Below are 6,000 nucleotides of genomic sequence, written 5' to 3'. Positions count from 1 at the left end.
TTCCTGGATGGTGGCCAGGGCGGCGCGGTCCTCACCCGGGTGGAAACGGGCGCGAAGGGCGGTCGCCATCGGCTGCGGCTGCAGAATGCGCACCTGCGGGCCGGTGCGTTCGGTTTCTGCCTGCCAGCTGCGCGCCAGCGCCATCTGGGCCGCCTTGGTGGCGCCGTAGGTTCCATAGAACTTTTCGCCCGCCTTCGGGTCGTCAAAGAACACCGCGCGCCCGGTCTGGCCCAGCAAGGGCGCCACGTAGGGGATCAGCACCGAGGTGGCCGTGGCGTTGATCGCGACCGCCTTGGTCCAGTCCTTGGCGGCAACGGAGGGCGCCGGGCAGAGCGCGGTGGCATGGATCGCGGTGTGCAGCCACAGGTCCAGCTTGCCCCAACGGTCGTGGATGCCGCGGCAGAGCGTGGCCATTGCCTCCGGCACGGTGACGTCCATCGGCGCAAGGGTGGCGCTGCCGCCCGCGGCCTTGATACGGTCGTCGAGCTCTTCCAAAGCACCGGTGGTGCGGGCTACGGCGACGATGTGATGCGTGGGCGCAAGCGCCTCGGCCAGGGCATTGCCAAGGCCGCGGGATGCGCCGGTGATGAGAGCAAGCTTTTCTGTCATGGCCGCCTTCTTGGGCCGCCCGCGCAGGCAGGTCAAGGGGCAGCGGCCCGGGGCAAGAATTTTCGAAAACTCCTGGCAAATTTCTTTGAAGAAATTTGCGTGGCACCCGTGGTTCAGCTGCCCGGCATGGACAGGCGCTTGGTCTCGCCGCGGGCGCTGAGGATCAGCCCGTGAGCGTCGATTGCCACCACCTGGCCCAGCGAGGACAGGCGGGCACCGCGCGTCACGGTCTTGGTGCGGCCGTTGGGCAGGCGGACCAGCGCGGTCAGGCTGTTTTCGGGGCCATAGATGCCCAAAAGGTTCAGCCGGTTGCGGTTCACTGCGTTATCCTGTGTGGCCAGCCCGGCCACTTTGGCGGGCGTGCGCCCCGCCTTCTCTGCGTTTGCCATATGTGTCATCCCCGAAGTGTCAGGGCGTATCTGGCCACTCGGCCGGGCCGCTTCAACCAGCCTGCGCGGGCGTCGGCGGGAAGCCGCGGACCGGCCGGGCGCGATGCGTGGAACCCCGCCGCCGCAGCCGGGCAAGGGCCAGGGCGTAACGGTCAGGCGTCGAAAACCAGCGAGGGCAGGTCGTGGCCGTAAGCATAGAGCAGCTCCAACAGCTCCTCCAGCGCGGCGCCATCCTTTTGCAGCGGGTAAAGCGGGTGGTTCTGCTCGGTGACTTTCAGTTCCGGATACTGGCCCTCAGGCCGCATCTCCAGCACACAGCCCGCAGGCATCGGCATGTCCGGCGGGATCGCATTGGCGAGCCAGGCCGGGCGGTCGCCCAGCTTTTCCGACTCGCGCATCTCGAAAAGGTCGAGATAGGCATCGAAATCATCGCGGCTGAGGCTGGCCCATGTGCCCAGCAGAAACTCCTCGCCGCGGCTGCCGGACAGCGGGATCGCCAGCACCGCGCGGACGAAGCGCAGGTCGCCCAGGCGGCAGAAATCCTCGGTCAGAATGTCGCCGCGGGTGGCGAGGACGGCGGAGTTGTCCTCCACCTCCATATCCTCGGAGCAGATATCCGGCCGGTCGCAGCTGAGGCTCAGCAGTTGCGCAAAGGTGGCGCCGCAGCAGCGGCACTGGCGCGGAGAGGTCAGCATGCGGGCAAGATGCGCGTCCAAGGGGCGGCCTTTCGTCTGGAAGCATAAAAAGGCGCGGGCCATCACGGCCAGCGCCTTGTCCATGCAGTGGTCGCGGCCCTCATACGCGGATGCGGCCGGAAGTTCAAACCCCCCTTTCCGCAAGGAGGGCAGGGCGGGATCAGCCGGAGGCCAGGTTGGAGGCGTTCCAGGAGGCGCCGGGCACCGGCATGTCCTTGATCTTGGCGCTCACGCGGCTGCTGCCTTCGAGCGCCGCCAAGTACTCCTCGGTGACGCCGGTGATGTAGTTGCCGTCAAAGCAGGAGCAGTCAAAGCCCTGGATGTCCGGGTTGCCTTCCTGTGCCGCCCAGATCAGGTCCTCGAGCTTCTGATAGAACAGCGCATCGGCGCCCAGCTCGTCGCGGATTTCCTCGATGCTGAGGCCATTTGCGATCAGCTCATGCTTGGTCGGCATGTCGATGCCATAGACGTTGGGGTATTTCACCGGCGGCGACGCAGAGGCGATATAGACCTTCTTGGCGCCGGCTTCGCGGCACATCTGGACGATCTTCTTAATGGTGTTGCCGCGCACGATCGAGTCGTCGATCAGCAGCACGTTGCGGTCCTTGAACTCCAGCGGGATCGCGTTCAGTTTGCGGCGCACCGATTTCTGCCGCTCCGCCTGGCCCGGCATGATGAAGGTACGGCCGACGTAGCGGTTTTTCACCAGCCCCTCGCGGTAGCGGATACCGGTGGAGTTGGCGACTTCCAGCGCTACGGGGCGGGCCGAATCAGGCACCGGGATGATGCTGTCGATTTCCAGGCCCGACTCCTGAATCTGCTTGGCCAGCGCCTGGCCCATACGCAGCTGGGTCTTGTAGACCGACACGCCGTCCATCATCGAATCCGGCCGCGCCAGATAGACATACTCAAAGATGCAGGGGGTCAGCTTGCCCTCGACCGCCTGGAAGGTATGCAGCTTGCCGTCGAGGTCGATCAGCACCGCCTCGCCTGCCTTCACGTCGCGGACCTTCTCGAACCCGTTGATGCCGAACGCCACATCTTCGGAGGCGATGCAGTAATCGTCGCCGTCACCCTGCGCCGGGCGCTTGCCCAGCGACAGCGGCCGGATGCCGTGCGGGTCGCGGAACGCCAGCATGCCGACACCGGCGATCATGCACAGCACCGAATAGGCACCCTGCACCCGCTCCATGGTCATCTTGACGCCGGCAAAGATGTTGCGGATCGGCTCGGCGTTGCCGTTCACCTTGATGGCATCGGCGACCTTGTCGGCCAGAACGTTCAGCAGGATTTCCGAATCCGAGGTGGTGCGCAGATGGCGGCTGTATTTGCCGGTCACCTTTTCGCGCTGCTCGGCGGTGTTGGTGATGTTGCCGTTGTGGACCAGATAGATGCCGTAGGGCGCGTTGACGAAGAACGGTTGCGCCTCCGTCGCGCTGAGTGAGCCTGCAGTGGGGTAGCGCACGTGGCCCATGCCGACACGGCCGGTCAGGGTTTCAGCGTCTGCGGGTCCGAACACATCCTTGACCAGGCCGTTTTCCTTGCGCTCGCGAAAGAACTCGCCGGTGTAGGTCACGATGCCCGAGGCGTCCTGGCCGCGGTGCTGCAGCATCAAGAGGCCGTCATAAATTTCCGCAAAGACATCGGTGTCCCGGCTTGCGATCCCCAAAATCCCGCACATTGGCTGGCTCCAATCCCACTTAGGCTTTGCTGTTCGATGGCTGTTGGAAGCGGTGGTGCCGGCAGTCTAGCGCATTTTGCGGCGCGCGCGCCAATCCGGCCGGGCTGGCCGCACTCTTTCCCGGTGCCTGAGCCTGAAGGCCAATTGCGTCATCGGACCCCGGCGCCGGGCGCGGCAGGTCATGTCCACAAAGGCAGGCGGGCAGCAGCGGCAAGGCGGTGAGGCTCCGAATCCGTTTCCTGTTCGCGCCTTCACATAGTGGCTTTCTTTGCCTCTGTCATCAGAGGATCACAATTCCCCGCTGCACTGCGGCGGCTCGTAGCGGGCAGGGCGGCGGATGGTCTGTGCCGCCCCTCCCGTCAGTGCAGCGTCAGCAGCGAGATGGACCCGACCAGAACCAGGCTCAGCGCCCAGACCAGGTCCAGGTTGAACCACCCTTTGGACAGGAATTTCAGCCCCACCCAGCGGTAGATCCCGTAGGCCAGCACACCGCCCGCTGCCGTCATCGCAGCGGTATGAAGCAGCGCCACCAGCGCTGCGATGCCCGCGTTGCCGGTGATCAGCGTGCCCGCGGCGGCATGGCCTGCGTCCGTCTCGACCGTGCGGCAGATGCCAAGGTAGATCGGCACCAGCATCAGCCCCGCGCCATGCGCCATCGCCGCCAGGAACGACCACAGCGCCAGCCGCGACGGCGGCACCCGCGCCAGAAACCGCGGGTGGCGGCGGTTCCACAGCAGGTAAAGACCCAAAGCAATCACCAGGCAGGCGGCGCCGATCTGGATTTCGCGCTGCCACTCAGCCAGCACCATCAGTGCCGAGAACGGAAACAGGATCGCCGCCATGGCCAGCAGGTGGCCGGCCGCCAGCGCGGCCAGCGCCCGCCACAGGCTGCCCTGCGACCGGTCCATCAGCGCGGCTGACACCGCCAGCGGCCAGCCCATGCCGGGGTTCACGCCGTGATACACGCCAGAAGCGGCAACGGCCCCCCACAGGGCCGCCGCCGTGCTGATCTCTGCCACGCGTCAGGCGGAGGGGTAGCAGAAGCTGTCGGTGGAGCAGTCGCCCCCTTCCAGCCGGATCTGGTGGCTGCGGTAGCCCTTGGGGAACTCGACATAGAAATCCTTGTCCAGCTCCAGCCCGCCGGTTTCGCCGGCGTTCGCCATCACCATCTGGCCGCCCTCGGCGTCCGGATAGAACTGGTCATCCCAGGTGGAATAAAGCGAGTTGGTCCAATAGACGCGTTTGCCGTCGCGGCTGATCTCGACCATTTGCGGGCCATAGGCAAACTCCTTGCCGTTCGGGTGCTTGGCGCCCCGCGCAATCCCGCCGATCTCCACCTTGCCGGCCAGCTTGGGGTTCATCGGGTCGGACACATCATACTGATGCATCTCGCCCAGGCCCCAGCAGGCGACGTACAGAAACCTGTCATCCAGGCTCAGGTCGATATCGGTGACCAGCGGCGGCACCGCCTCGAACCCCTGCAGCAGCGGCGGCAGGTTCTCGGCCTTTTCGGGCCGCGGGTCGATTGTGATGGTCTTCTTGGCATCAAAGGTGCCGTCGTCATTCTGCCACCAGGTGAAGATCGCACCTTGCAGGTTGGTGGTGTCGACCACCACACCGCAAAAACCGTAATCCTTGGACGGGTCATGCGCAGGCCGGATTTCCAGCGCCATCTGGTGGTTTTCGCCCAGGTCGATGGTCTGCACGTTCTTGCGCTCGCGCAGGTTCCAGAAATGGATCGAGTGGCCGTATTTGTTGCTCAGCAGATCCTCCGCCACGATGCCGTTCTCGAACTGCGGCGGCAGGCCCCATTCCGAGCTCACCATGTAGTCGCGCGGCAGGTTCCACCAGAAGTCATAATGCTTGTCCTGCTTGCCGCGGTCCATCTCGTAACGGCCCAGGATCTCGAAGGTTTCGCAATCCATGATGAAGATGCCCGGCGGCCCGTCGGTGCCGTCCTCGCCGCCGCCGCCCAGGGTGGACACATAGATGCCCTCCGGCCCGCAATGGATGGTGTGCGGGCGCGAATAGCCGGTCTTGGCAAAGACCTCCTCCGGTTCGATGATTTTGTGGATCTTCGCCTCGCGCGGCTCCTTCACATCCACCACGTAGATCCGGCTGGAGCGGATGCCGGGAATGATCAGATAGCGCCGTTCCAGAAACGCATGGCCGGATAGCGGCGACAGCGACGAGGAACAGGCGTTCCAGCCGAAGTGGTGAAACTCGTCGCCTTTGTTGGGCATGATCAGCTGATGCACGATCTCGCCATAGCTGTCCGACTTCGGGTCGACATCGACCACCGCCAGCCCGTCGGGCTGGGAGCCGTCCGGGCTCAGCATCAGGGTAAAGGCCAGCGTTTCCGCCGGGGCCTCCATGGCAAGCCTGGGGGTGGCATGAAATGTGGGGTCAGGCCTCAAGTTCATAGTCAAATCCTCCCTGGAAAACAGGCGCCTGAACTGTTGGTCTTCTAGGTGCGCCCGCACCGATGCTGGCACACATCCGGATTTCGGGCAAATTTTTTTGAAAAGACGCCGCCGGGCGGAACATATGTTCCGTTTGGGCGGCCGCATAACGCGCTTTTCGCCCGGTCGCGCAGCGCCGCAGCGGACGGTTGTTCCTGAAGGGG

At 64.8% G+C, this 6,000-nt stretch carries 6 protein-coding genes; all 6 read right to left on the bottom strand.

Annotated elements, in window-relative coordinates:
- On the bottom strand, positions 1-609 hold a 609-nt coding region (locus ACTRWG_RS18260; RefSeq protein ID WP_462829754.1), incomplete at its 3' end, for an SDR family NAD(P)-dependent oxidoreductase.
- 113 nt (positions 610-722) lie between these two features.
- Positions 723-998, bottom strand: coding sequence for a hypothetical protein (locus tag ACTRWG_RS18255; RefSeq protein WP_027237136.1), 276 nt, complete (start codon positions 996-998; stop codon positions 723-725).
- Between the two features lie 152 nt (positions 999-1,150).
- The gene (locus ACTRWG_RS18250) at positions 1,151-1,693 is read right to left on the bottom strand and encodes a DUF2199 domain-containing protein (RefSeq protein ID WP_036797836.1); all 543 of its coding nucleotides are present in this window, start codon (positions 1,691-1,693) and stop codon (positions 1,151-1,153) included.
- 160 nt (positions 1,694-1,853) lie between these two features.
- On the bottom strand, positions 1,854-3,374 hold the full coding sequence (gene purF / locus ACTRWG_RS18245; protein WP_027237138.1) for an amidophosphoribosyltransferase: 1,521 nt from the start codon (positions 3,372-3,374) through the stop codon (positions 1,854-1,856).
- Positions 3,375-3,733: 359 nt separating this feature from the next.
- Positions 3,734-4,393: a hypothetical protein gene (locus tag ACTRWG_RS18240; RefSeq protein WP_027237139.1), complete on the bottom strand. Its 660-nt coding sequence runs from the start codon at positions 4,391-4,393 to the stop codon at positions 3,734-3,736.
- 3 nt (positions 4,394-4,396) lie between these two features.
- Complete coding sequence (locus tag ACTRWG_RS18235; RefSeq protein ID WP_462829753.1) at positions 4,397-5,797, bottom strand: selenium-binding protein SBP56-related protein; 1,401 nt, start codon at positions 5,795-5,797, stop codon at positions 4,397-4,399.
- Between the last annotated feature and the right edge of the window lie 203 nt (positions 5,798-6,000).

The sequence above is a fragment of the Leisingera sp. G5_S3_59_S7 genome, from assembly GCF_054968485.1.
The sequence above is the reverse complement of the archived record's forward strand: the minus strand, read 5'-3'. Positions and strand labels throughout refer to the sequence as shown.